The sequence below is a fragment of the Natronoarchaeum sp. GCM10025321 genome (genome assembly GCF_042663585.1).
GTDB lineage: Archaea > Halobacteriota > Halobacteria > Halobacteriales > Natronoarchaeaceae > Natranaeroarchaeum.
In genome coordinates this window covers 2,740,445-2,763,904 of the sequence record NZ_JBHTAN010000006.1, presented here as the reverse complement: position 1 = coordinate 2,763,904, position 23,460 = coordinate 2,740,445, and the positions used below count along the sequence as shown (strand labels likewise).

Here is a 23,460-nt window from a genome sequence, read left to right as displayed (position 1 = left end):
ACATATCGGACAGTGCCGACACGGACTGACGCCCCTGCGACGGAGGGGCGTCGATGAACGCCGACGCCGGGGTACTCAGCCTCGGAGAGTTCGAGTTCGAGTGCGGCGAATCGATTCCCCAACTGGAAGTCGCCTACGAGGCCTACGGCGAGTTCACCGGCGACAACGCGGTGCTCGTCTGTCACGCCCTCACCGGGAGCGCCCACGTCGCCCACCGGCGACTGGACGACGAACCGTCGGACGCCCAGCCCACGGGCGGGCAGGCCCACGCCTGGTGGTCCGACATCGTCGGTCCCGGGAAAGCTATCGACACGAAGGAGTACTACGTCGTCGCCGTGAACGTTCCCGGCTCCTGTTACGGGACGACCGGCCCGGCGAGCACGAACCCCGATACGGGCGAGCCCTACGGCACGAAGTTCCCGCCGGTGACCGTCGGCGACTGGACACACGCACAGCGGCAGGCGCTCGACGCGCTCGGCGTCGGTCGGCTTCACGCCGTCGTCGGCGGGAGCGTCGGCGGCATGAACGTGCTCGACTGGGGGAAGCAGTACCCAGACGACGTGCGACGGCTAATCCCCATCGCGGCCGCGGGTCGCGTCGATCCCCAGTGTCTCGCGCTCGATTCCATCGCGCGGCGAGCGATCCGCGCCGATCCGAACTGGAACGGGGGGCACTACTACGACGGCGAGCCACCGTCGGACGGCCTCGCGCTCGCCCGACAGATCGGCCACGTCATGTATCTCTCGAAGTCGTCGATGAGCCAGAAGTTCGGCCGACGGGCGGCGGGCCGCGACGCTGGCGGCGAGCCGTTCCCGACTGACGCCGCGGCGGCGTTTTTCCCCTACCGTGATGTCGAGTCGTATCTCGACTATCAGGCAGACAAGTTCGTCGACCGGTTCGACGCCAACAGCTATCTCTACCTGACGCGGGCGATGGACAACTACGACCTCGCCGCCGGCTACGAGGACGACGCGAACGCGCTCGCGGCCTACACCGGCGAGGCGCTCGTGATGAGTTTCACCGGCGACTGGCATTTCACGAGCGAGCAGTCCGAAGCCCTGGCCGACGCCTTCCGAGAGGCCGACGTCGAGGTCGCCCATCACGTCGTCGAGTCCGACCACGGCCACGACGCCTTCCTCGTCGAACCGAACAGCGTCGGCCCGCCGGTCGCGGACTTCCTCGAAGCGGGCGTCGACGGCAAGGCGGTGACTGACACCGACGACGACGGTCCGTCCGAGGACAGCGAGTTCGCGCCGGTCCACACCAGCCTCTTTTCGGACTGAGCGCTACGGCTTCGAACCTATTTTGCCCGCGGCCTGCATGCCCCCTGTATGAGCGTACGCGAGGAGTTCGACGACTGGGCGACCGAGGGACGGGACCGCGGGATGGAGCAACGCCACTGGCACACGGCACGGCACGTCCTCTCGCGAATGCCGGTCGAGGAGGGCGATACGGTACTCGATCTGGGCTGTGGGAGCGGCTACGCCGCCCGCGCGCTCCGTGAGGCCGGCGGGGCGGACCGAGCCTACGGACTCGATGGCTCGCCCGAGATGGTCACCAACGCGCGAGAGTACACCGACGACGACAGCGTCGGCTTTCTCATCGGCGACTTCGGCGACCTCCCCTTCGCCGACGACAGCGTCGACCACGTCTTCTCGATGGAAGCGTTTTACTACGCCACCGATCCGGTCGAGACGCTCCGCGAGATCAAGCGGATCCTCCGGCCCGGCGGCACCTTCTACTGTGCGGTGAACTACTACGAGGAGAACGTCCACTCCCACGAGTGGCAGGAGTTCATCGAGATCGAGATGACCCGCTGGGATCGCGACGAGTACCGCGCGGCGTTTCGCGAGGCCGGACTGCACGTCGCCGGGCAGGACAACGTTCCGGATCGAGAGACCGAGATCCCGGCGACGAGCGAGTTCCCGACCGAGGAGTGGCAGACGCGAGACGCGATGGTCGAGCGATACCGGGAGTTCGGGACGCTCCTGACGGTGGGCGTCGCGCCGTAGCGACTGAGGGCTGTTTGTATACAAGGAGACGTTCCGATCGGGTCGCAGACGAACTATCGATCCCTCAGAGCGACTTCTCGCCGGCAGGAATCACGACGTCGAGCCAGTTCTCCTTGGGCGGAAGCGGGCAGGCAAAAGTGTCGCTGTAGGCACAGAACGGCGAGTACGCGAGGTTGAGATCGAGCGTGATCTCGTCACCTCGTTCGAGGTCGCGGTCGGTCTCGAACTCGATGTACCGGCCGCCGGAGTAGGTCTGCTGGCCGGTCGTCTTGTCGCGGAACGGGACGAAGTAGCCATCGTCGCCCTCCTGCTGGTAGGCGTGGAGGGTCTGTTCGGTGCCGTTGACGATGAACGCGAGCGTCAGCACGCGGAGGTAGCGGACCTCGGTGTCCGCGCTGGTCTCCATGGTGATGGGTGCGGGGTCCTCGTGGACGGTCACTGCGGCGTCGACACGGTACTCGGGGTCCGGGTCGAAATACTCTAGCCCGTCGAACTCGTCGCGCTCTTCGGGCGGGATGGGTGACTGGCGGTGCTCGGCGAGGAAACGGTCTTTCTCGTCGCGCTGGGCGCGGAGTTCCTGCTTCCAGACGTCGACGTCGAACTCGGTGTTGCTCATACTCTGCGTACCCGGCCGACGACCAAAGGGGCGTTGGCTGGCGTCCGGTCCACAGTCTTTTAACCGAACGGCCGCCGAGTGAGTACCGAGTGACAGAGAACGACGACTGGCGGACGGTGTTCGGCCATGCAGAGCCGTACGACGAGCAGGTCGATGGCGTCGAGACGGCGATAGAGGCCGCCCGCGATGGCGGCTTCCTCGCGCTGGAGGGTGCCTGCGGGACTGGCAAGACGATGCTGGCGCTGGCCGCAGGCATCCACCTCGTGCGCGACCCCGACTCGGCCTTCGAGCGCGTGCTGGTGCTGACGAGCGTCAAGCAACAACTCCGCCAGTTCGAGGAGGATCTAGAGCGGATCAACAGCAATCTACCCGATGACTGGCGGGACATCTCGGGGCTGACGCTCGTAGGGAAGGCGGACGTCTGTCCGTACAGCCGCGAGCGGGCGGCGGGAATCGACGACTCGAACGTCTACGACCGCTGTGAGGACCTCCGGGAGACGACGCGGGGGCTGACCGGTGACGGGCCGACGACTGCGGCGGCACTGGCCAGCGACGCCAGAAGCCAGCAGGTCGGCCTGGCGGATTCGGGACGCGATGGCGGCGCGGAGTTCCTCGAAACCGCGGGTGAGGCCTCGCCGTACCCTGCAGGAATGCCCGAACACGAAGGAGCCCAGTACTGCCCGTTCTACGCACGGTATCTGGCGGACAGACCGGACGACGCCGACGGGGATCCGGCCGAGGCCGTCCCCTTCGACTTCACCGATGCCGGGCTGATGAGCCCAGACGACCTCGTCGCCGAATCGGCCGCCGCGGGCACCTGCCCGCACTCGATGATGGGGGCGATACTCGGTCACGCCGAGGTCGTGGTCGGCAACTACTATCACGCGTTCGATCCGGCGACGACTGGCTCGTTTACCGGCGCGCTGCTCGATGACTCGACGTTCGTCGTCTGTGACGAAGCGCATATGCTGGAACCACGGGTGCGGGATCTGGTCAGCGACTCCGTCGGCGACCGCACCCTGCGAGACGCCGAAAGCGAACTCACCAGGGTGCTTCAGGCCGTCGAGTTCGACGACCGCGAGGCCGAGACGAGCGCGGACGCCGATCTGGTGCGGGCGGAACTGGAGGACGCGGAGGTCAGCATCGACGAGGTGAAGACGACCCGCTCGTTCGTACAGGATCTCCGCGAGGAACTGGACCGACAGGTGACCGCGCATCTGGAGCGCGAACACCGCGGCTGGAAGAGTCGGCTGAACGATCTTCCGGACGACGAGATTCCCCTGCGGGATCCGGAGACGCCACAGATCGACGAGATCAGCGAGTGGGCCGAGCAGGCGGGCTACGGCGACCGGGTATGGAGCCGTGCCGAGACGGTCGGCGCGGTGGTAAAGCGCATCCTCGACGAGGCCGAGGAGGAGACCAAACAGCGCGCCGCGCCGAGCGTCGGGCGCGTGCTCGGCCGGTGGTACCGCGCGGATCATGAACGCCACTTCCGCGAGGTCGAACTCGACCGGACGTGGGACGACCTGGAGCCGACTGGCTCGTGGCGGCGGGCGTACAACGCCGGGCTGACCATCCACAACTGCGTGCCAGGCGACGTCATCGGCGAGCGACTGGCGGACTTCGGCGGCGGCGTCCTGATGAGTGCGACGCTCGAACCGGTCGATATCTTCGCCGAGGTGACCGGGTTAGAACACCTCCGAAGCGAGGAGGAGCGGCCGGTCATCGAACGGACCTACCCGCTCTCCTTTCCGGCGGAGAACCGCGAGAGCTTCGCCGTCGACCTCCCGAAGTTTACCTACGACAACCGGGGGGGACCAGCCGAAGAGAACGCGACCAGACGCGCCTACGCCGACGCCATCGAGGCCGTCGCGACGAGTCCGGGCAACGTGCTCGTCGGGATGCCAAGCTACACCGAGGCGGAGTGGGCCGCCGAACGGTTGCGAGAGCGCATCGACAAGCCCGTCCTGATCGACGAGAGTAGCGGCGACGACGCTACTGAACGACTGAAAGCGGAGTTCTTCGACGGCGCGGGGAAAGTGCTCGTGACGAGCCTTCGCGGAACGTTGACCGAGGGCGTCGACTACCGAGGTGACCGGCTCTCGGCGGCGATGATCTGTGGCGTTCCCATCGTCGACACGACGTCACCCAGAACCCGCGCGGTGCGGACCGCGTACGACGACGCGTTCGGCGAGGGCTTCGAGTACGCCCTGACCGTACCGGCAGTTCGGAAGGCCAGACAGGCAATCGGCCGGGTGATCCGGAGCCCCGAGGAGGTGGGCGTCCGCGTGCTGGCCGACGCCAGATACGCCCGGGATAGCTGGAACAGCGTCCGCGAGTACCTGCCACACGACGAGTTCCAGCCGGTGAGTCCGGACATGCTGGAGTTGGGACTAGAACGATTCTGGGGACAGCACTGACGAACCACGAGCCAGTGCCACTCCGAGGAAACCAAAGCAATTATATAAGTGCTCTAACTACTAGCAGATCCGCAGTTACCCGATAGCCGTTGGCATACCCCTTCATTTCAACTGGAGATCACGCAGACAGCGTCAGGATTGGTCGTCTCTGTCGTCCGGTTCTATCAGTCCGTCGTCGAGAGCGGCCCGTCCGCCGCAGTCCACTCGGTGAGGCTGCCCTCGTAGAAGTCCACGTCCTCGTATCCGAGATGGCTGAGGACGGCATAGGTGTGGCTGATCCGCCGGGCCGTGTTGCAGTAGAGCACAACTCTTCGGTGCGGTGTGATCCCGTGGGCTTCGAGAACGTCGCGGAGCTCCGGCTCCGGCCGGAGGCCCCGGCTCTCGTCGTCGACGAGGTCTTTCCAGTTCAACAGGACGGCCCCGGGAATGTGACCCTCGTCGTACTCGCTCTCGTCGCGAGTGTCGACCAGCACGGCGTCGGAGTCGTCGATTGCGGCCTCGACGGCGTCGTACTCGACCAGCGGCGTCGTCTCGGGCAGGGTCACCTCGTAGTCGGTCGCCTCGATGTCGGGTACGTCCGTCGTCGTCTCGTGTTCGCGGTTCCACGCGCTGTAGTCGCCGTCGAGCAGGTAGAGCGGTTCGTGACCGTAACAGAGCGCCGTGACGAGAAAGCGTGCCGCGAAGACGCCGTGGGTGTCGTCGTAGGCGACGATCGGATCGCCGGGTTCGATTCCCGCCTCGGAGAGCAGCGAGGCGAAGACGTCGGCACCCGGCAGCATGCCGCTGTCGCCCTCCTCGGAGCGGAACCGGTCGAAAGGTATCGAGACCGCGCCGGGGAGGTGTCCGATCCCCGAATACTCCCAGTCGTCGCGGACGTCGACGACCTGTACCTCGTCGAGTCGGTCAGCAAGCCACGCCGGCGGGACGAATTTGATCATATAGGTCAGTACGACGGCCAATCCTAATAAAAGCGGGAAACTGCCAGCCGTAACCGTCGCTCCCTGAAACATGTTAAATTTGCCGGTATTCGGGTGGGTAGTGAGAGCAGTGTCGGGGTTGGAACTCCAAACGCCCTGAAACCCGATCCATGCCGGGGAGAGTACCAGCAATAATTTCCCAGAAGTGGCATGAGAGGCGGTTGCTGCCGGGGGTACAGAGCCTTTAATGATGGCTATCGTACGGAGTTGTGTATGACAGACACCGAGTACGCAAACGATGTACTTGTCTCGGCCGACTGGGTCGAGGACAACCTTGCAGAGTTCGAGAGTGATGACCCGGCCCACCGACTGGTCGAGGTCGACGTCGACACCGAAGCCTACGACGAGGCCCACGCCCCCGGCGCTATCGGCTTCAACTGGGAGACCCAACTGCAGGATCAGACGACCCGTGACATCCTGACCAAGGAAGACTTCGAGGACCTCCTCGGCAGTCACGGCATCACCGAGGACTCGACGGTCGTCCTCTACGGTGACAACTCCAACTGGTTCGCCGCCTACACCTATTGGCAGTTCAAGTACTACGGTCACGACGACGTGCGCCTCCTCGACGGTGGCCGCGAGCACTGGCTCGACAACGACTATCCGACGACCGACGAAGTGCCGGACTTCTCTGCCGTCGAGTACGACGCGTCCGGCCCGCGCGAGAGCATCCGCGCGTACCGCGACGACGTCGAGAACGCCATCGACCGCGGCCTGCCGCTGGTCGACGTTCGCTCGCCCGAGGAGTACTCCGGCGAGATCCTCGCACCCCCAGGACTGCAGGAGACCGCCCAGCGCGGCGGCCACATCCCCGGCGCGGAGAACATCTCCTGGGCGGCCGTCACCAACGACGACGGTACGTTCAAGGACTTCGACGAACTGCAGGAGCTCTACGCAGACTACGACATCGAGGGCGACTCGACGACGGTCGCGTACTGCCGTATCGGCGAGCGCTCCTCGGTCGCCTGGTTCGCGCTCCACGAACTGCTCGGCTACGACGACACGATCAACTACGACGGCTCCTGGACGGAATGGGGCAACCTCGTCGGCGCACCGATCGAGAAAGGCGCGGGCGACGACTGAGCGTAGCGATTGAGTCGGCCTCGTAGTGGAGCGGGGAGCAACGACTCGCGGAGAGTAAACCGCGTATCTTCACGCTTTTATCGTAGTACTGCCATCGAGTAGTCGATGGCTCGGCTTCCCCTCCTCTCTCCCGCGCTCCGCTGGAGCGGCGTCGCCGTCGCCGCCGCAGCGATCATCGCCGTCTCGCTGTTCGTGGTCCCGCCAGAGACGCCGGACACCGGCGCGGTCGGCTTCGATAAACTCTGGCACGCCGCGACGTATCTGGCGTTCGGGCTCCTGGTCGCCTACGCACTGGTCGGAAGCGACCTCGCCATCGCCATCAAAATCGCGCTCGTCTTCGGCATCGCGACGCTCTTTGGCGTCGGTATCGAGGTCGCCCAGTCGTTCGTTCCGTACCGACAGTTCGAAGTCGCCGACATGGTCGCCAACGCCGCCGGCGCGGCGCTTTCCTGTGGCTGGTACGGGATCGAGCCGCGAGTGCAGTTCGTCGGTGTACGCAGTGAGGACGGCAGCGAGCGGAGCAGGTGAGCCGTCAACACGGTCGGACGGGGGCGCCAGTCCGGAGGTTACAAACACCCGAACGTCGTACTCGCGTATATGACTGCGAGCGAGTTCGACGACAGCGTCCGCGCGGACAACGAAACAGCCCTTTCACGGCTTGGCTCGTCCAAGTCGCTATACGCGATTACCGACGGCGAGATGACGGAGGAAGCGGTGCTACAGACTGCGGCCGACCGGATTCACGCCGCCAGCGAGACGGTAGCGTCGTGGGTCCCCCAGGAAAGCCACGGTGACGCCGCCGCGGCCTACGACGAGGTCGCGAGCGAAGAAGCCGACCACTACGAGGAACTGCTCGACAAGCTTGGCGAGCACGACGCCGAGGACGTGCCGCCGGTTCAGACACAGCTTCGAGACGCCGACAGCACGGTCGAACGACTGGGCGGCCTGTTCGGTGCGGCGCTCGTGGCGGGCAAACTCACCGAACAACGCACCGGCTTCTTCGTCGGCGAGGCGGATCCGATGACGGCGTCGACGTTCCGCGGCTATGGCGACGTCCTCGACGAGCGCGAGAAGCGTCTCCTCGACCTGCTGGCGGACATCTGCGAGGACGACTGGGAGACGGCCGAAGACGCCGCCAGCGACGTGATCCAGACGGCCTACGAGGAGTACACCGACCGACTCGAAGCGATGGGCGTGAACCCCAAGCCCGTCTGCTGAGACGGTCCGAAGCCGATAGTCACCTTTTCCTCGGCCCGTCGGCAACGATGAGCCGATGGGAGACGACGGCGAGCCAGTCGAGTGGTCAGTCCTTCGAGAGACGCCGCTGTTGCGGTGGTTTAGCGCCGGTACCGTCGCCTACATCGGCGGCTCCTTGCTCGCGGTCGTGTTCGTCTATCCCTTCGTGGCGACGCCCTTTGCCGATCCGCTCTCTGCCGTGCTCTACGGCGTCGTTGCGCTGGTCGGTGTCGCGCTTGCTCTCTACGTCCTGTTGCCAATCGTCGCCCGGAGCCGCCGCGGTGCGGACACGGCCAGCAGTTCGGACGGACGCGACTGGGGGCGGCGGGACGGCCTGCTCGTCGCGGACGTGGTCGCTCTACAGCTACTGCTGGCGTACGTTCTCGGCGCGATGACGCTGACGATCAACGGCGCGGTGGCCGGCGTCCTGTTCGTCACAGCAGCGGTCGTCTTCCCGGCACGGGCCCTGCTCGAGGGGGCTGGAAAGTACGACCCCGAGGCTGATCGGATCACGTTCGAGGGCCGCACCGTGGATCTGGCGACGGTCGAGTCGATCCAGCCGGTGCCGCTTGGCTCGGTGACGTACCTCCGGCTACAGTTCAGCGAGGGGGCGTCGGGTCCACCGGGAATCGCAATGCCGACCGGGACCTACGAGCAGTTGGCAGATCGGCTCCCGGATTAGACGCCTTCGAGATCCTCCCGATACGTGGCGATCAGATCGCGGGCCTCGGTGACGAGGCCGGCGGCGTCGCCGTCGAGGTCCCCCTCGATGTCGTGAAGCTTGTTCGTCTCGCGGGCGAGTCGCCCGTGGTCGACCTGCGCATCGCCTGTGGCTAGCTCCGCGAGCGCATCCGAGCGCTCCTCTAGCCGGTCGCGATGCTGGTCCGCGAGTTCGCTTGCTTCTCGAAGCGTGTCGCTGGCGTCGGAGAGTTCGTCGGCCATATGTGATTGTTCGTGAGACGCCGATAAATGCGTTCTGACAGACGTATATTATATATCTCCCGATACATAGCTACTTCCGGCCCGACTGTGTTGTCCCCCGACATGGGAACCTCGGGGGCTGGCGATACATCGAACCAGTGGAAAGTCGGGCTGCTGATCGTCGTGCTCGTGCTCGCTGGGTTCGGTGCGGGATGGGGGCTCTTCGTGGCTCTCGAACTGCCGTTCGGTATCGTCGCGGGACTGGTCGGTGGCGCTCTGACGTTCGTACTGTTCTCGTACGGCTACTACGGCCGCTGACCGACCCGAGCGTCTCAAGTGGCTCGCGCACCTGTCTCCGTCAATGAGTGACACGAACTCCGGGCCGCTCTCGCCCGACCGGCCGGAGCAGGAACGACCCTTCGAGGTGGACGCACCGTTCGACCCCGCGGGCGACCAGCCCGAGGCGATCAAACAACTCGCAGAGGGGTATCGCTCCGGGATGGACGAACAGACCCTGCTCGGCGTGACGGGGTCGGGAAAGACCAACACCGTCTCGTGGGTCGTCGAAGAGATCCAGAAACCGACGCTGGTGATCGCACACAACAAGACGCTGGCGGCACAACTGTACGAGGAGTTCCGGAGCCTCTTCCCGAACAACGCCGTCGAGTACTTTGTCTCGTACTACGACTACTACCAGCCCGAAGCCTACGTCGAGCAGACGGACACCTACATCGACAAGGACGCCTCGATCAACGACGAGATCGACAAGCTTCGCCACTCCGCGACGCGCTCGCTGCTCACTCGCGACGACGTGATCGTCGTCGCCTCGGTCTCGGCGATCTACGGCCTGGGCGATCCGACCAACTACGAGGGGATGTCCCTGCGACTGGAAGTGGGCCAGGAGATCAGCCGCGAAGAGCTTCTGAAACAACTCGTCGATCTGAACTACGAGCGCAACGACGTCGACTTCACGCAGGGCACCTTCCGGGTGCGGGGCGACACCATCGAGATCTACCCGATGTACGGCCGGTACGCCGTCCGCGTCGAACTTTGGGGTGACGAGATCGACCGGATGATCAAGGTCGATCCGCTGGAGGGCACAGTAGAGAGCGACGAGCCAGCAGTGCTCTTTCACCCGGCCGAGCACTACTCCGTCGACGACGAGACGATGGAGGAGGCCATCGCGCGGATCGAGTCGGACATGCACGACCGGATCGATTACTTCGAGCGCAAGGGCGACATGCTGGCGGCCCAGCGTATCGAGGAGCGCACCACCTTCGATCTGGAGATGATGCGCGAGGCGGGCTACTGCTCGGGGATCGAGAACTACTCGGTCTACCTCTCCGACCGCGAGTCCGGCGACGCCCCCAATACGCTGATAGATTACTTCCCCGACGATTTCCTGACGGTGATCGACGAGTCCCACCAGACGATTCCGCAGATCAAGGGGCAGTTCGCGGGCGACAAATCGCGCAAGGAGTCGCTCGTCGAGAACGGCTTCCGACTGCCCACCGCCTTCGACAACCGCCCGCTCACCTTCGAGGAGTTCCAGGAGAAGACCGATCGGACACTGTACGTCAGCGCCACGCCAAGCGACTACGAGCGCGAACATTCGGATCAGATCGCCGAACAGATCGTTCGCCCGACCCACCTCGTGGATCCCGCTATCGAGGTCGAGAGCGCGACCGGACAGGTCGAGGACCTCATGGAGCGCATCGACGAGCAGGTCGAGGCGGGCGACCGGACGCTGGTGACTACACTCACGAAGCGGATGGCCGAGGACCTCACCGAGTATCTCGAAGAGGCCGGCGTCGACGTCGCCTACATGCACGACGAGACGGACACGCTCGAACGCCACGAGCTAATTCGCTCCCTGCGACTGGGAGAGATCGACGTCCTCGTCGGGATCAACCTGCTCCGGGAGGGGCTGGACATCCCGGAGGTCTCACTGGTCGCCATCCTCGACGCCGATCAAGAGGGCTTCCTGCGCTCGGAGACGACGCTCGTCCAGACGATGGGCCGCGCGGCCCGGAACGTCGACGGCGAGGTCATCCTCTACGCCGACGAGGTGACCGACTCGATGGCGTCGGCGATCGACGAAACTCAGCGTCGCCGCGAGATCCAGGAGGAGTACAACGCCGAACAGGGCTTCCAACCGACGACGATCCAGAAGGAAATCGGCGAGACGAACCTCCCCGGCAGCAAGACTGACACGAGCGACGTCTCCGGGGAGGGGCCCAGCGACGAGGACGATGCCGCCCGGCAGATCGATGAACTCGAACGGCGGATGAGCGAGGCGGCCGAGAACCTGGAGTTCGAGCTCGCGGCGGACATCCGCGACCGGATCCGGGAGCTACGCCAGGAGTTCGACCTCGGCGGCGACGACGAGGGCGTGCCGGTCGAATCCGATCCGGAGTTCTAGGGGGGACGTCAAGCGGTCGGAATCCTTTCGGAACCCGGCGGCGTGCCTTCGACCATGGACGACATCAGAGAAAAGCGGATCTTCGGCGGCAAGGACGGCCGGACCCGGCTGTTCGTCGGATCGGAGATGGGCGTCGTCGTCGCCTCGATTTCGGGCTCACGGGTCGGCGAGTTCGGCCTTGAGTACCGCACCACCGTTCGCGATATCGCGGGTGCACCCGGACGGATCGCGGTCGCGACCGACGAGGACGCCACGTTGCTCGGCGAGGAGGTAGCCCATCTCGGCTTCGGCCCGGCGACGGCGGTCGGCTTTGACGGTGAGGGGATCGTCGCCGGCGACAGTGAGGGCCGGATCGCCCGGATCGATTCGGCCGGTAGAGAGGAAGTCGGCACCGCCGGGGGTGCAGTCACCGCAAGCGACGGCGCGCTCGTCGGGACGGAGGTCGGCCTGTATCGACTGGGCGACCGAGGACTCGACGCGGCCGGACTCGACGACGTCCGCGACGTGGACACGAACGGAACGCCACTCGCCGCCACGGGCGAAGGGCTCTACCGACTGGGCAACGGCTGGATGGAACTGATCGACGGCGACGCGACGGCCGTCGCGAGCGACAGCGGAACCCGCAGACACGCCGTCGTCGACGGCCAACTCTACACTGCCAGCCCCGACGGCGACCGCTGGGCACCGGTCGAACTACCGGTCGACGAGACGCCCGTCGACGTCGCGTACGGCGAGCGAACGTACGTCGTGACGGCGTCGGGGACGGTTCTCGTCGAGGCAGCGGACGGCTGGCGGCACCAGCGCCTCGGCGTGAGAGGGGTCGTCGGCTGTGCAGTGGCAACAGGCCAGTAATATACAGACGTTTTTGACTACATTTTTAGTATAGGAGTAGAGAATAGTATTGCATGGAAACGTCACCTACCACGGCGGCGATCACCGGCGTAACCGGCGGTGCCGGGGCGACGCGGCTAACAGTCGAAGCGGGGACAGCACTCGCCATGGACGGCGCGGACGTCGCGCTGACCGACGTCGCGTTCGGGACCCAGGGGTTATCGGACTACGTCTCGGGCCGGATCGACGAGGACGTCGTCTCGCTCGTTACCGAGGACGATCCGGACCCGACGAGCGCCGCGGTGGAATGTCCGGTCGACACCGATGGCCGACTCGTCGCGCTCCCGTCACGGGCGTCGTTCGGAGCGCTCGCACGCGCGAAAACGGCCGGCGCGGCGACGACCTTCGAGAGCATCGTCGACCGGTTCGACGAGGCGTTCGATCACGTGCTCGTGGATACGCCTCCTGTCGCGACCAACCCCGCAGTCGCCGCAGTGACCGCCGCCGACCGCGTTGCACTGGTCGCGCCGGGATCGACGCGCGGCGTCGACGCGCTGCAACGGACTCGCGCACGACTGACCGACGTGGGGACCACTGACGATCTGGCTGTCGCAAACAGGATCAAGACGGTGCCGGACGGATCGATCGACGTGGCGATTCCCGAAAGCGAACGATGCGCGGTTGCGGAGGCCCCAGCGGTGACCGCGCTGGACGATGAGTTCGCTCCCGCAGTTGCCGGGGTGGTAGAGCGCCTCTTCGACCGCTCACTGGAGTTCGAGTTCGGCGAGGAAGGCCTGGCAGACCGGCTCCGTCCCTGATCAGACCAGATCGCCGACATCGCTCATCGTCTCGGCCAGCCGATCACGCTTATCGACGGCCGCGTCGCCGTCCGCACCGAGCGCGGCTTCGACGACCTCGGTGACGCCGTCGATCGGTTCGTGTGCCTCGATGTAAGCCGCCAGGGCGAACGCCGTCTCGCTCGCGCCGACGAGCGTCTCCGCCTCCGCACGCGGCAGTTCACCGCGTTGCCAGTCCCGGACGATCTCTCTGGCCCGCGGGGCGAGCGGCGAGAGCCCCTCGACGCCGAGCAGGTGCAGCGCTTTTGCCGCGGTGATCGGCGCTACACCCGCTTCCCGAGCGACGTCGCCGACGCTACGGCCGGCCGTGTAGGAATGGACAACCGTCGCCGCCGTCGCGGCCGAGCAGGGCAACTCGTCGGCAAATCCGGCGAGCCCTTCGGTGAGCGTCTCGCCCGTCCGGTCGACGGCGGCAACGCCGGGGTCGTGCTGGCGCTCGGTTAGCTCGATACCGTCGGCGATATCCGAAAGCATCGTTTAGAGGTCGAGTTGATACAACAAATATCTTTCCGTAACGAACTCGAACGTACCGGTTACCGGTACGTTCCCGTCGGTCGATTCGGGTGTTTCTTCCACGATTCTCCCATCTTTAAATACCCGATCGGGACCAACGTTCAACTGTGATGAGCGAGAGCGCAACGACGGATTCGTGTCCGGAGTGTGGTGGACGACTGACCGCGAGCGGCGACGAGACCCTCTGTTCGGAGTGTGGGCTGGTCGTCGGGGCGGATCGCATCGACCGCGGGCCCGAGTGGCGGTCGTTCGACGACGATGACGGAAACCGCAAACGGACGGGCGCGCCGCTGACCCGCTCGCGACACGACAGAGGGCTATCGACCGAGATCGGCTACGGCTCCGGCTCGCGTCTCACCGGCCGCAAGCGCCGACAGGTCGCGCGGATGCGCCGGGAGCACAACCGCTCGCAGATCTCCACGAAGGTAGAGCGCAACCAGGTGTACGCCTTCACCGAGATCCGACGATTGGTGTCGTCGCTGTCGCTGTCCCAGACGGTGCGGGACGGCGCGTGCTCGCTGTTCCGGTCCGCACAGAACGAGGATCTGCTACGCGGGCGATCGCTGGAGGGCTTTGCCGCGGCGACGACCTACGCCGCCTGTCGCGTCAACGACGTCTCGCGGACGATCGACGAGATCGGGGACGCCGCCCGCGCGGATCGCGACGAGTTTAAAGCCGCTTACAGTGCCCTGAACAGGGAGCTAGGCCTCCCTATCGGCCCGATCGATCCGCGCGAGTATCTGCCGCGGTTCGCGAGCAAACTCGAACTCGGCCCCACAGTCGAGCGCCGTGCACGCGAACTGGCTACCGACGGCCGGGAGGCGAACGTCTTCGGTAGCCGCGACCCGAGCGGCGTCGCCGCAGGGTGTCTCTACACGGCGGCCTGTGAGCTAGATCGGGAGTTGACACAGAAAGAGGCCGCGGCGGTCGCCGACGTCTCGCCGGTCACGCTCCGATCGGTGTTTCAGGCGCTCTGTGAGATGCGGTAGCCACCGCGGTCAGTCAGGCAGTACCACTACCCCGAGATGCTCGAACTGCGCCGACGCACGGCCGTCCGCCTCGACCGCCGAAACCGGGCGGCCACTCCGCTGTGCCCGCGTAATAGCGTCCGAACGCGGCACAGTGACGACGGGCGTGTCGAACACCGACCGAACCCGCTCGACTGGGGGTGACTCCCCCGCCATGTTGAGTACCAGCCGTTCGATCCCGGCATCCAGCACTCTGGCGAGCGCCCGGGCCCGGATCGCGTCCGGTAGCGCGAACTCGTCCGCACGGGTGACCAGAAGGCAGCGGTTCGCGACGAGCAGCGGGAGTCCGGCATCCGCGGACATCCCGGCCGGACAGTCCACGACCACACGCCCGTACTGTCGTTCGACGGCCTCGACAGCCCCGACGAGCGCGGTCGGCTCCGCGGCTTTCGCTCCGACAAGGGTCCGGCCACAGGGAAGGATATCGACGGCACCGCTCTCGTCGACCGCCTCGACCGGATCGGCGCGTCCGGCGAGGACGTCGTGGAGATCGGGCCCCCGTCCCTCGGGTAGATCCGCCATCCCCAGGTCGGCGTCTACGACGACGGCGTCCAGTTCGGCGGCGACGTTCAGGGCGACCGTCGACTTCCCGACGCCACCCTTTCCACCGGTGACCGCCAGGATCATTGATCGTCGTCCGTATGCTCGGCTTCCACTGTCGCCGTCGGGAGCGATTCCTCGGGAAGCGAGGTCGGCACGGCCCCCCGGGGTGGCGTGGGATCGCCGAGGGCACGCAATACGTCGGCCGCATCGGCATCGGTGGACTCCTCTATGGCCGTAGCGGGTGCACTCTCGACGAGTTCGACGGGCGGCTCGCAGGGCTCGGCCGGGGAGGCGAAGCCGACGGCAACCCGGCTCTCGCCCTCTACTGTCGTCTCGTATCGAGGTCCGTCCCAGCCAGCGACCGGTACGCCCTCCGAACGGGGCGGCCAGACCGGTCCCGACAGTCGACTTTCGAGGGCAACCGTCGTCGGGCCGGTCGGAGTCGTGCTCTGGATCACCGCCTCGACGAGCGTTACGCCGTTCTCCCGCCGCTGTGTCCACGAAATCGTTGGCATGGGGCCACTGGTCGCCCGACCGTATTTGAACCCACGCCCCCGCTCAGATCCGGACCACCGGGACGCCGAGAACGTCGGCGGCGTGCTCGGGCGAGCGGAACCGGTCGACGGCGAGGACAGCGGGAGTCGCCGTCCGAAGCATCCTGAGAACGGCGAGAGCGGCCGTCACGTCGTCTCCGTCGTAGTCGGTAGCCGAGTTGCCCGGCGTCGCTGTGCCGGGAACTGTACGAACCGCGTCCGCAAAGGCCTCATAGACGTTATCGGCGAGGTCCCGGCAGAGAGCGCGCGTAAGGTTGCGCTCACGATCCTGAAGCCGGAGTCGCCGCTCCCGCTGATCCCGGATCGTTCGGGCGTCCGCTTGCGCGCGTTCGAGCGCCTGTTCAGCCGCGAGGCGCTCGGTCCGGACCGTCGTCAGTTCGGCAACTGCGTCGGCCAGTGCCGCTTCAGTCTCCGAGACGTCCTCGTTCGCTTCCTTCCGCGCGAGCAGTTCGCCACGGAGCGTCGCGACGCGCTCGGCCAGGGCACTCTCGTCGGCACCAGCGTCGGCGACCTGTCGACGTTTCTCGGCGAGATTACAGGAGGCGGGTGTGAGGGTTGCAAGCTCTTTCCGGACGGACGCCAGTTCGCCGGTGGCTTCCCGGTGCCCCTGGCGACGTGCGACGGTGGCGAGCACTCGCTGGAGCGGGAGCGAGAGCGACGCATCGACGACGCCGAGCGCATCGAACAGCGGTCCAGGGGTGGGACAGTCGATGGTACACTCCTCGCCGCAACCACGGATCGCTGCGGCGGCCTCGTCGGCGGTGATCGGCCAGAGACGCAGGTCGACCGCGACGCCGTCGAGTACGCTGTCTGCGACTCGGACCCGAATCCGCGTCGGCTGGCCGGGAAGTGGTGCAGTCGCGACAGTTCGGCCGGGACGCCCACGGCCCAGATCAGCATCAGTGTCCATCGTCGTCTAGCGATTGGCCGCGAAGCGCTCGGGGAGCAGGATGTGTGGTTCCGGACTGGAACTTCTCGTAGGGAGTGCTGGCACTGGAGCGCTCCTCGTAGGCCTGTGCCGCATCCCTGATGGCTTCGGGGACCGCTACGAACTCGTTGAAGGGCCGGGTGCGCTCTATCTGGACGTCGGAGGTGTGTTTCTCTCGGAGACGAAGCGCCAGAAACGCACCCAGACCGGTCTCCTCGAACAGTGCCGCTCGGCCGAGACGGCGTGCGACCGCGCCCTCGTGGGCGGTACAGACGTTCCGGAGCGTCTGTCGGGCATCGGTCGAGTAGGTAACGACCAGTATCACAGCCCGAGTTTGCAGAGTCTACCGTATAAAATTAACTGAGTTTATCGCGCTGATATTCGATCGACTGCCTCGGTAACGACCGCCTCGTCGAGGATCGATTCGACCTGCTCGACGGCATCGTCGGGCGATGAGGCGACGACGACGACCGGTTCCCGATCTACTGGCTCGACGCGGTAGGCGGCGCTATCGCCGCTCTCGTACTCCGTCGCGAACGTCCGGACGGCCGCCACGACCCGCTGTTCGGCGGTTTCTAGGTCGATCTCGCCCTCCTCGAACGCCGCCAGCGCGTCCTCGACGTTCCGAACCGCCGAGATCCGATCCATCATGCGGTCCGCAGATGGTCGAGGTTCGGTTCGTACACCTCGCCTTTCTGTTTGAGTTTCTCGATCTCGCGTTCCGCTTTCGTCTGGTCCATCCCAATCTCGTCGGCCCGGTCGAGCACCACGTCGATCGGCGCACCGTCCTCGTAATCCTCCTCGACGTCCGCGATCAGCTGTTTGATGTTCTTGATCCGGTCCCGCTGGGACTTGCTCTGCCCGGTCTCGACCACATCGGCGTCGTACTGGCCCGTCTCGGGGTCGACCCCGATATCCTGCAGACACGACCGGACGATTTCGATGACGCGTTCGGCGTCGTCGATCTCGACGGTGTCCGAGAGCCGCACCCGCGCGCTCGCCTCCGCAAGCCGGACCAGCGCCTCCAGTTTCCGGGCCGTCACCGGGACCGGAGCGTCCTCGTCGGTCCCTTTCGAGCGCAGATCGACGTAGAAGTCACGGATCGCCTCCCGCGCCTCGTCGCTCATCGTCGGGTAGATGTTCGACTTCGCGTGAGCGACGTACTTCCGGAGCAACTCGGCGTCGATCACCGGTTCGACCTCCTCGGTCTGCTTGTCGACCTGTTCGCGCGTGACGGTAGGGGCGCTCAACTCCTCTCGCTGGGTGTTTAGCTCCCCCGCGAAGTTCGTCTGGAGGATGTGTTCGGCCAGCCGAGAGTCCTCTTCCTCGTCGGGCTGGTCTGTGACGGTGAAGATCAGGTCGAATCGGGAGATCAGCGCCGGTTCGAGGTCGATCTGCTCGCCGATTGACTCGTACTGATCGAACCGGCCGTACTTGGGGTTCGCCGCACCGAGCAGCGAACAGCGGGATTTGAGCGTGGCGTTGATGCCAGCCTTGCTTATACTGATCGAGTTATGCAGGACGATACCCTGACTGACGAAGGTATTGGTCGGTTCGACAGTGACGTCGTACACCCATTCACACTGGTGATCGCCCGCGTTCGGGACCGTTTCGACGTCCGTAACTGTGTAGTATCGAAGTTCGGTCTGTTCCGAGAGCGAATCGAGCCTGCGTTCGGCCTCGACAAGCGCGTCTCGAACGGCACCGGCCGCACTCTCGGCGAGACGAGAGCGGCGTTCGGGACCGTAGCCACCGTCCTCGGCATAGGAGATGGCGCTCGTGGTTTCGTCGTCGATCCGTTCGGCAAGTTGCCGGCCGGACCAGCCGATCGTCGCTCGGATCTCCGACAGCGTCTCGCAGTCGTCGAGTGATTCTCGCGTCTCGTCGATTCGCTCCCGAAGCGTTGCCATCTCGGCTTCGACGGTTTCGATCTGGACGCCGAACCCGTCGTCGACGTTCGGATAAAACTGTCCGGTCAAACCGAGCCCAAGCAGTGTTCGTAGTGACCGGATCTCTTCCGCGGCACTGGGTGGTAAGACGTCGTGATGGCGACGCGTGTCAGTGCTCCGCTCGGCAAATTCCCGGGCATCCGCGTATCGATCATCAGCCTGTTTGACGACCTGGTCGACGAACGACTCCGTCGAGTCACCCATCACGTACGTCTTCCAGGAGTCCTCAGTCACGCTGTGGTGGATTCGGCTGGCAACACCGATCTTCGACAGCGCATCGGCGTAATCTTCGGCGAGACCCGACGAGGCCGTCGAGAGCGCCATTGCCTCGGTCTCGACGCCACCATCACCAGCAAACGCACCGACGAGGAATCGACGGATTTCCTCCTCGGACGCACCCAGCACAGCGCTGGGTATTCGCTTGTGTCGTGCCGTCGCCATGATTTCGGGGACGTTCCGCTCGAACCAGCGATAGAGCTTCGTCGAGACCCACCGCATCGTTGTCGTCCCGTCCGTGGAGACGGTATCCGTACTCTTCATCCCGAACACGCTCCGCATCAGCGCCCCCATCCTGTCGAGCAGCCGCTCGTCCTGATTCGAGAAGCCGATTTCGTGGGACGAGCCCGCATAGCTGTGGCCCTCGGCGGTCAGGAAGCCCAAGATTTCCGCCAGATCCGGCGTAAGCCCGTCGGGCAGCGTGACGTCTTTCTCTTTCCCGATATGTTGCTCGTCCTCGAGCGGTACCGTCGCCGACGAGTTGGGTAGTTTTCTCGGGGCGGGAACGTACTGACCCGCCTCGATACTGCTGGCCTCGACAGTGTCGATTTCGCCGTCGTCATCGACGAACATCGGATGCTCCGGCGTCACGAGGACGTCACGACCGTTCGAGAACGTCACGCGGACGAACTCGTCGGGGGCCTCGTGTCGACTCACCCGATCGACGGGCGTCTTGGTCGTCTCGTTGGAGTCGAGATCTGTCGAGTGGACACCGACGTCGTCGACCGGAGCGATTTCGCAGTCCACGCCGTCGATCACTTCGGTTTCGTCACCGTCGATCTTCGCGTCGACGAACTCGCCGATCTCGACGCGTCGACCGTCGGCGAGCAACACCTCGGTGTCGGGGTGGTAGGACTGCTGTTCTAGCCCCTCGTGCATCGCCGACCGGTCGCCGGAATCCATCTTGTCCAGTTCGTCGATCGCTGCGACGCCTTTGTCCGCAAGCACCATTGCACCGGCCTCCAGGGTCCATTGCTGGCCGTCGCCGAAATCATCGCGTACCGCTGCTGCAGTGAGCCCGGCAGCGCTCGATCCTTTTCCGGATGTATACACAGATCGAGGAGAAATTTCTCGAACATACTGCAAGAGTTGGGAATTATGTGAAAAGACGTTGTTCGAAAGGTAGCTATGCGTCCCTTCGACCTCCAGGTCGTACACCCAGTCGTACTCCGGTTTGACGGCTTCGATGGATTCGATTTGATCCCGCTCTACGGACTGACCCTCGACAGACGGCACAGAGCCAGAACTCGTCTCCGAGATTGCCCCACCGTCCGTAGCCAGCAGTTGGTCGGGACTGTCGGGCGAGATGGCAACGGAATCGCCCTCCTGTAGTTCGTCGGCGATACGGGCTTCCCACCCGCCGAAGTGGCTGACGAACAACGGATGCGACGGAGTTACTTCGAGTTCGTACCCGCTTGCGGTCCTGATCCGGTACATCCGATCGGGAGCCTCCCGTTTCCACACTCTCATCGCATTGCGGACCTCGGACCTTCCATCAGCACCCAGAGAAACCACGTCCCGATCGAGAGAGTCGTACACTCCGTCGTCGACGGGGGATGGATCCGTGAGGTTGGCTTCTACGATCTCTTTGATCGGTCGTTCGCGGCCGTCGGCCAGCGTCACGGTCGTGTCGCCGCGAACACACTTACCCGTCCCGGGATCCCCGATCAGTAGCATGTGCAGGTCGCCGCGGATCCGCGAACCGTCGGGGAGGTGCTTGGTGACGCCGGAGAACAGTTGCAGGATGATCGAGAGTTTCTCCTGCTCGTAGCCGTAGATCGAGGGGGCCATCGAATCGATCATCTTCTCATAGATGTCCGGCGACTGCGAGAGTTCGATGATTTCGGCTTTGTCCTCCTCGCTGATGTCCATATCCTCGAACTGCTCGTCCTCGATTTCGACGGTAACGCCGTCCATGTAGACGTCGAAGATCGGCGATTTCTCCTGCTGGTTGCCCTGCTGCTGGAGGTGGAGGATTCCGGTGACGGTGACGTGATCGCCCGGCGTCACCTCGCCGGTGATGTCGTCCTCGATAGTGACGTCGACGGCCTGTGGCGTCTCGCCGCCGCGCAGTCCTTCGGGGCTCTCCTGGACGCGGAGTTTCTGTGCGTCCACGAACTCGGACTGATCGAAGTTAACGTTGAATGGGCCCTGTCGCTCACAGCCCTGACACTCGTGGGGTTCCTGAAAGTCGCCCGACGACTGGGGGATGTAGTTCAGCGTGCCACAGCGCTGGCACTCGAAAGCGGCCTCCTCGATTTTCGGCCGGACGTCGGTCGCCTTGCGGATGATCCCGGAGACGGACAGCAGTTGGCCGACGTGCCGGGAGCGGATCAGCCGGATATCCGTCGTCTCGGGGAGGTTGTACATCCGGACGTGTGCCCGGCCGAGGCTGACGTCGACGGGGAGGTCGTAGATCCGGAGTGCTTCTTCGGCGTACTCCTGTAGCTGTTCGGGCTGTGAGAGGTAATCGTCCGCAAGGTCGGGGTCGTACCGGTAGAGATCGTCCCAATCGATATACAGCGAGCGCTTCTCGTTCGGGTACTTCTGTGCGAGTTCGCCGATCTCGTCGCGGTAGTAGTTGCGGTAGAACTGCTCGAAGGCGTCTACGAGTTCAGTATTCTCCGCTGTCGCCATTGCAGAATTGTAGCGCGTCATCGCCTATGAACCTTGGCAAAGGTGAGTGAAAGTGGTCAACTTGGACAGGACACGTGAGTACGGTTTCAGCCGCGGCAGTGGAGAACAAACAGATGGGAAGTATACCAGTATATCTTATTAATTTTCTCCGATAGTATCTACGTCGGTATAGCGTATGAGCGCTTGAAAGCCGTCAACATCTCAGTATTCCGTGAAACAGCCATCTCTCGGTTCGATCTATCGAGCAGTCGGTCGAGTAGACAACGACACTCTATTACCAACTCAAAATCGGATAGAGCTAATATACAGGCTTCTCCGTCGAAATCTCTTCATCGGTGTCGTATCGAGCCAAAGTATTAGATATCGTATCGTAAGTTAGAAGTATTAATTTATAAATATTTCGCAGGCAGCAGCTATCCTACACTCGTTACTCCAGCGAGCGGATCCCCTCGAAACACGCACCGATCGGATGGTATCCCGGTTCAACGGCGACACCGTCCGTCGTCGGTACTGGCTCGTTCTCCTCGGTGACTTTCGTGTACCAGTTGCGGGCGTCCGGCGCGATCAGGTGTTCGTCGGCGTAGGCCCAGAAGCGGTCGTACCAGTCGAGATACCGCTGTTCGCCGGTCCGGTCGGCGAGGGCGGCAGCGGCTCCGATGGCCTCTGCGACTTCCCAGGAGTACTTCTCGGTGACGAGCGGATCGCGGTCGAGGTCGAACGAGTAGTAGAACCCGCCCCGGTCGTCGTCCCAGCCGTGCTCGATAGCGGCGTCGAAGAGCTCCACTGCCCGGGGGACAAGCCACGAGGCGTCGTGGTAGCGTGAGAGCACGGCGAGCAGTTTCGCCCACTCGATCTGATGTCCGGGCTGGTAGCCCCACGGCCGGAACGTATGCGTCGGGTCGTCGCGATTGTACTCGAAGTCGTGCTCCCAGTCGGCGGTGTAATGCTCCCAGACGAGTCCGTCGGTATCGTCGGTGAGCGCTACCGTGAGCGACTCTGCAATCGTCATCGCACGGGCGAGAAACGTCTCCTCGCCGGTAGCCTCGTAGGCAGCGATCATCGCCTCGCAGGTGTGCATGTTGGCGTTCTGGCCGCGGTACTCCTCCGCGCTCGTCCAGTCCGGGTCATAGGCGCTCTTGCAGAGGCCGTGATCGGGCTCCCAGAACCGCTCGTCGATGAGGTCGTAGACGGCATCGAGTTCCTCGGTCGCACGATCGATCCCGGCCTCGGCCCCGCGAGCGAGTGCCAGCAGGACGAAGGCATGACCGTAACAGATCCGACGCGAATCGACCGGATCTGTGCCGTCGAGCAGCCAGTGGAACCCGCCCCGGTCGGCGTCCCGATGCGTGTCGAGGAGGAAGTCGATCCCGCGCTGGGCAGCGGGTCGGCACCACTCCGGCCCGCCGAGCCGATCCGCCAGGGCGAAGTTCGTGGCGAAGCGTGCCGTGGCGACCAGGTGTTTCGACTCCCGGTCGTAGATCCCGCCGGTCGCTTCGTCGAACTGAGCGACGTACCCGCCGTGCGTATCGTCGAGACAGTCGGGATAGTAGAATCCGAGGATGCGCCCGATTTCGTCTTCGAGCCATGGTTGCTGCCGATAGTTCCCGTCGGTTACCATACTGAGGTGTTGCGACGGGGCGATAAAAATCCCGGTGCC

General features: G+C 64.7%; 23 protein-coding genes. 12 read left to right on the top strand and 11 right to left on the bottom strand.

The features are described 5' to 3' along the window. Nucleotides 1–53 precede the first annotated feature (53 nt). The gene (metX, locus tag ACFQL3_RS17065) at nt 54–1,283 is read left to right on the top strand and encodes a homoserine O-acetyltransferase MetX (protein WP_377056498.1); all 1,230 of its coding nucleotides are present in this window, start codon (nt 54–56) and stop codon (nt 1,281–1,283) included. Nucleotides 1,284–1,331: 48 nt separating this feature from the next. After that, a complete protein-coding gene (locus ACFQL3_RS17060) occupies nt 1,332–2,012 on the top strand; it encodes a class I SAM-dependent methyltransferase (protein ID WP_377056496.1) in 681 nt (226 codons plus the stop codon). A 64-nt stretch (nt 2,013–2,076) separates the two neighbouring features. Here ACFQL3_RS17060 and ACFQL3_RS17055 read toward each other — a convergent pair whose 3' ends face one another. Beyond that, nucleotides 2,077–2,628: a DUF1684 domain-containing protein gene (locus ACFQL3_RS17055; RefSeq protein WP_377056494.1), complete on the bottom strand. Its 552-nt coding sequence runs from the start codon at nt 2,626–2,628 to the stop codon at nt 2,077–2,079. A gap of 89 nt (nt 2,629–2,717) precedes the next feature. Between ACFQL3_RS17055 and ACFQL3_RS17050 the strand changes: the two genes are divergently transcribed. After that, nucleotides 2,718–5,048, top strand: coding sequence for an ATP-dependent DNA helicase (locus tag ACFQL3_RS17050; RefSeq protein ID WP_377056492.1), 2,331 nt, complete (start codon nt 2,718–2,720; stop codon nt 5,046–5,048). Nucleotides 5,049–5,212: 164 nt separating this feature from the next. Here ACFQL3_RS17050 and ACFQL3_RS17045 read toward each other — a convergent pair whose 3' ends face one another. Next, on the bottom strand, nt 5,213–5,986 hold the full coding sequence (locus ACFQL3_RS17045; RefSeq protein ID WP_377056490.1) for a sulfurtransferase: 774 nt from the start codon (nt 5,984–5,986) through the stop codon (nt 5,213–5,215). Between the two features lie 252 nt (nt 5,987–6,238). Between ACFQL3_RS17045 and ACFQL3_RS17040 the strand changes: the two genes are divergently transcribed. The 4 genes from ACFQL3_RS17040 to ACFQL3_RS17025 all read left to right on the top strand — a co-directional run bounded on the left by ACFQL3_RS17040 (nt 6,239) and on the right by ACFQL3_RS17025 (nt 9,026). Continuing rightward, nucleotides 6,239–7,108: a sulfurtransferase gene (locus tag ACFQL3_RS17040; protein WP_377056488.1), complete on the top strand. Its 870-nt coding sequence runs from the start codon at nt 6,239–6,241 to the stop codon at nt 7,106–7,108. 105 nt (nt 7,109–7,213) lie between these two features. Beyond that, nucleotides 7,214–7,636: a VanZ family protein gene (locus ACFQL3_RS17035; protein ID WP_377056486.1), complete on the top strand. Its 423-nt coding sequence runs from the start codon at nt 7,214–7,216 to the stop codon at nt 7,634–7,636. Nucleotides 7,637–7,705: 69 nt separating this feature from the next. Next, complete coding sequence (locus tag ACFQL3_RS17030) at nt 7,706–8,326, top strand: rubrerythrin family protein (RefSeq protein WP_377056484.1); 621 nt, start codon at nt 7,706–7,708, stop codon at nt 8,324–8,326. 55 nt (nt 8,327–8,381) lie between these two features. Continuing rightward, a complete protein-coding gene (locus ACFQL3_RS17025) occupies nt 8,382–9,026 on the top strand; it encodes a hypothetical protein (protein ID WP_377056482.1) in 645 nt (214 codons plus the stop codon). On the opposite strand, the gene ACFQL3_RS17020 is transcribed toward ACFQL3_RS17025, so the two are convergent. Then, complete coding sequence (locus ACFQL3_RS17020) at nt 9,023–9,286, bottom strand: DUF7553 family protein (RefSeq protein ID WP_377056480.1); 264 nt, start codon at nt 9,284–9,286, stop codon at nt 9,023–9,025. The genes ACFQL3_RS17025 and ACFQL3_RS17020 overlap by 4 nt on opposite strands. Nucleotides 9,287–9,388: 102 nt before the next feature. Between ACFQL3_RS17020 and ACFQL3_RS17015 the strand changes: the two genes are divergently transcribed. Genes ACFQL3_RS17015 through ACFQL3_RS17000 form a run of 4 tightly spaced genes read left to right on the top strand, consistent with a single transcriptional unit; the run spans nt 9,389 to nt 13,336 of the window. Then, the gene (locus tag ACFQL3_RS17015) at nt 9,389–9,583 is read left to right on the top strand and encodes a hypothetical protein (RefSeq protein WP_377056478.1); all 195 of its coding nucleotides are present in this window, start codon (nt 9,389–9,391) and stop codon (nt 9,581–9,583) included. A gap of 43 nt (nt 9,584–9,626) precedes the next feature. After that, nucleotides 9,627–11,687 carry an excinuclease ABC subunit UvrB gene (gene uvrB / locus ACFQL3_RS17010; RefSeq protein WP_377056476.1) on the top strand — a complete coding sequence of 687 codons (2,061 nt, stop codon included), beginning with the start codon at nt 9,627–9,629 and terminating at the stop codon, nt 11,685–11,687. A gap of 54 nt (nt 11,688–11,741) precedes the next feature. Next, nucleotides 11,742–12,539 carry an HVO_0234 family beta-propeller protein gene (locus ACFQL3_RS17005; protein WP_377056474.1) on the top strand — a complete coding sequence of 266 codons (798 nt, stop codon included), beginning with the start codon at nt 11,742–11,744 and terminating at the stop codon, nt 12,537–12,539. 53 nt (nt 12,540–12,592) lie between these two features. Then, nucleotides 12,593–13,336: a ParA family protein gene (locus tag ACFQL3_RS17000; protein ID WP_377056472.1), complete on the top strand. Its 744-nt coding sequence runs from the start codon at nt 12,593–12,595 to the stop codon at nt 13,334–13,336. Here the strand turns inward: ACFQL3_RS17000 and ACFQL3_RS16995 are convergent, their stop codons facing one another. Beyond that, nucleotides 13,337–13,849: a hypothetical protein gene (locus tag ACFQL3_RS16995; RefSeq protein WP_377056470.1), complete on the bottom strand. Its 513-nt coding sequence runs from the start codon at nt 13,847–13,849 to the stop codon at nt 13,337–13,339. Nucleotides 13,850–13,998: 149 nt separating this feature from the next. Here ACFQL3_RS16995 and ACFQL3_RS16990 point away from each other — a divergent pair, with 149 nt between their 5' ends. Next, nucleotides 13,999–14,877 (top strand): transcription initiation factor IIB, encoded by an 879-nt coding sequence (locus tag ACFQL3_RS16990; RefSeq protein ID WP_377056468.1) that lies wholly within the window; start codon nt 13,999–14,001, stop codon nt 14,875–14,877. A 9-nt stretch (nt 14,878–14,886) separates the two neighbouring features. On the opposite strand, the gene ACFQL3_RS16985 is transcribed toward ACFQL3_RS16990, so the two are convergent. From ACFQL3_RS16985 to ACFQL3_RS16955, 7 genes are all read right to left on the bottom strand, one after another. Beyond that, entirely contained in the window at nt 14,887–15,543 is a 657-nt protein-coding gene (locus ACFQL3_RS16985; protein WP_377056466.1) for a MinD/ParA family ATP-binding protein, read from the bottom strand. Beyond that, on the bottom strand, nt 15,540–15,974 hold the full coding sequence (locus tag ACFQL3_RS16980) for a hypothetical protein (RefSeq protein WP_377056464.1): 435 nt from the start codon (nt 15,972–15,974) through the stop codon (nt 15,540–15,542). The genes ACFQL3_RS16985 and ACFQL3_RS16980 overlap by 4 nt, the downstream gene beginning before the upstream one ends. A 43-nt stretch (nt 15,975–16,017) precedes the next feature. Beyond that, a complete protein-coding gene (locus tag ACFQL3_RS16975; protein ID WP_377056462.1) occupies nt 16,018–16,923 on the bottom strand; it encodes a hypothetical protein in 906 nt (301 codons plus the stop codon). Next, nucleotides 16,913–17,266 (bottom strand): hypothetical protein, encoded by a 354-nt coding sequence (locus tag ACFQL3_RS16970; protein ID WP_377056460.1) that lies wholly within the window; start codon nt 17,264–17,266, stop codon nt 16,913–16,915. The genes ACFQL3_RS16975 and ACFQL3_RS16970 overlap by 11 nt, the downstream gene beginning before the upstream one ends. A gap of 41 nt (nt 17,267–17,307) precedes the next feature. Next, nucleotides 17,308–17,592, bottom strand: coding sequence for a hypothetical protein (locus ACFQL3_RS16965; RefSeq protein WP_377056458.1), 285 nt, complete (start codon nt 17,590–17,592; stop codon nt 17,308–17,310). Continuing rightward, the gene (locus ACFQL3_RS16960) at nt 17,589–21,803 is read right to left on the bottom strand and encodes an LAGLIDADG family homing endonuclease (RefSeq protein ID WP_377056456.1); all 4,215 of its coding nucleotides are present in this window, start codon (nt 21,801–21,803) and stop codon (nt 17,589–17,591) included. Before ACFQL3_RS16960 ends, ACFQL3_RS16965 begins: the two co-directional genes overlap by 4 nt. Nucleotides 21,804–22,230: 427 nt before the next feature. Then, nucleotides 22,231–23,421, bottom strand: coding sequence for an AGE family epimerase/isomerase (locus ACFQL3_RS16955; protein ID WP_377056454.1), 1,191 nt, complete (start codon nt 23,419–23,421; stop codon nt 22,231–22,233). Between the last annotated feature and the right edge of the window lie 39 nt (nt 23,422–23,460).